The organism is Kitasatospora griseola, from assembly GCF_014648555.1.
Classification (GTDB): Bacteria; Actinomycetota; Actinomycetes; order Streptomycetales; family Streptomycetaceae; genus Kitasatospora; species Kitasatospora griseola.
The window spans coordinates 1-544 of sequence record NZ_BMRI01000074.1 but is presented as its reverse complement, the minus strand read 5'-3'; the positions used below and the strand labels follow the sequence as shown (position 1 = coordinate 544).

Genomic DNA, 544 nt, shown 5'->3' with positions numbered 1-544 from the left:
CGAACCAGTCGCCCAGCTTGGGCCCGGCCGGAGCCGGGAAGCCGGGGACGTCCAGCACCCAGCCGCCGTCCGGGTCGGCGTCCAGCGCCACCACCGGCACCCACCGACTGGCCGCCGGCGCGGCGGCCGGACTGGCGGCGGCGCGCGGCGCGGCCGGGCGGCCCTGGGCACGGGCCGGAGCCGGGCGCTGGCCGGACCGCGCCGGAGCAGGGGCCGCGGACGGTGCGGGCCGGGACAGCGGCGCGGCGACCGGAGCCTGTGCGACGGGGTCGGTCTGGTCGGCCGGGACCGACTCGGCCTGGTCGGTCGGGATGTCGGCGGCGAGTGCCGGGGCGGGCTCTGGGGTCTGCTGCCCGGCCTCGGCGGCGGGATGTGCGGGTGCCTGAGCCGCAGGGGCGGCGGGGCGACAGAAGCCGCCGAGGTGCATCGGCCGGCCCTGCGCGCGGTAGACCGAGGGCTGGCCGCACTGCACGCACGGCGCGGCCGCGGCCATCACCAGCGAGCCGTCCGGGTTCTGATCGAGCATCACCGGCTGCGGCCCGGC

Annotated in this window: 1 pseudogene; it reads right to left on the bottom strand. The window is 80.7% G+C overall.

What is annotated here, in order from left to right:
• Positions 1 to 526: pseudogene (locus IEZ12_RS36775) on the bottom strand (hypothetical protein); the annotation flags it as partial.
• Positions 527 to 544: the final 18 nt, after the last annotated feature.